General features: G+C 62.2%; 1 protein-coding gene. It reads right to left on the bottom strand.

The genetic code is table 11. The features are described from left to right. Positions 1–121 precede the first annotated feature (121 nt). A partial coding sequence (locus D2K64_RS23490; protein ID WP_202910817.1) for a DEAD/DEAH box helicase occupies positions 122–1701 on the bottom strand: 1580 nt, incomplete at its 5' end.

The raw sequence follows: 1701 nt of genomic DNA on the forward strand, positions 1-1701 counted from the left end.
ACCGCCTGCGGCTGGCTACATGATCCGTAACCCAACTATCCCACTAGCAGCCGACCCAAACCCGACAGGCTGCTAGGTCGCTGAGGCTCTAGAGAAGCTACTTCCAGGAACAGTATGCTCCTCAGAGGATGCCTCGTCTTCTGGCCTGCCACTCGCGTGCGGAGATCGGTTGCAGCGTTCGTGCTGCTTCGGCAAATACTCCCGCACCTTGCCACTCCTCACGATTGCCCACCACGTAGAGCGCACGTTTTGCTCGGGTCGCGGCAACGTTGAGCAAATTGGGCGTTGCCCCAGCCCAGAGGCGCGATCCCTCCTTGGCCCCACGTCCCGCACCGAGCATCAGAATAACAGCTTCCGCCTCTTTGCCCTGAAATGTGTGCACTGTACCCACTCGCTTTTTGATCCATTCTTCCCGTTGAGTCCTGCTGAGCGCTGGGAGTACCCCAGATGTGTCCAACAGCAGCGACTTTAGCCGGCTGGCCGGCGTCTTGAACGGGCAGATGACGTAGAGGTCGGGTGGTTCCGGCAAGGCTCCGCACAACTCCGCAATCGCCCCAGCGATGAGCCGTCCCTCGCTCTCCACCCATTTATCGGTGGAAGGCGCGTCCACATCGATCCAGGCCGATGGGCCCAGGAGGTCCCTGATCGGCGAGGCGCCCGCCCTTGTCGCGAACACCATGCGTCCATCATAGGCGATCCGGTTGGCGATACCAAACATCGGCTCCTCACAGCGCCGATGCACCAGCAGTGGCATGCCGGTGATCCGCTCTTTCTGGTCGGCTTCTTGATCCAAGACCTGAAAGCGCCCCTGGATCTGACTGGCGCGATCTGCCAACGATTGAGCCGACTGCCGTGGCGCAGCCCAGGGTCCCGGATCGGCGCCGTTGCTTTCGAAGATCAGCTGCATGGTGCGCCTCGGGGTCGTAGTGACCGGCTCGATTTGCAACGGATCACCGATGATCACGGCGCGCTTCGCGCGCCAAACTGCGCCCATGGCCGCCTGCGGCGCCGCCTGCCCCGCCTCGTCGATCAAAAGCCAACCTATCTCACCGGCGCCCATCCCCTGGAACATGCGCCCCACTGAGGCAAAGGTGGTCGACACCACCGGCACCAGCAGAAAGAAGATCCCCCAATCAACTGCGCTGGGCTTAACGGCGCCGGAGCCGCCTTGCGCCATTCGGGCCACCGTGTTCAGCGATGACTTGATGGTTCGTGCAGCTGCCACGATGACAGCTCGGTGCAGGCGGAGCGTTGCAACGAACACATCATCCCGGGCCGCGCGGAACGCACCGGCATTCCAGGGCGCTGCCTGCTGTAGCTCGTCGTCAGGCATCGCCCAGAACCCTGGGCCGGGCACAGCCTTGCCCGTCTCGCCCTGTTCATCCTGCAGCTGCTGCTTGAGCCGCTCAGCTTCCTGTTGAAGGCTCTGATGGACATGCAAGGCTGCCTGCTGTTCGGCAGCACGCCGCCCCTTCTCCGCGATGGCAGCTCCAAGCCTCTCCCTCGCGGTCTGATGCGCCTCCTGAGCGCTCTCCAGTTTCATCACCTGGCGACGGATACCGCTTTCATGCGCTTGCCAAGCAGAGGTTCGGAACAATCTGGCCAGAAAGGAGGGTGCTACAGAAGACAGCGCGGTCAATTTGTCAGTTTCGGCCGCTTCTTGCCTGGCATGCTCGTTGTGATCATGTTCTGCCTGAGTGA

It is taken from the genome of Teichococcus vastitatis (assembly GCF_003604215.1).
GTDB lineage: Bacteria > Pseudomonadota > Alphaproteobacteria > Acetobacterales > Acetobacteraceae > Pseudoroseomonas > Pseudoroseomonas vastitatis.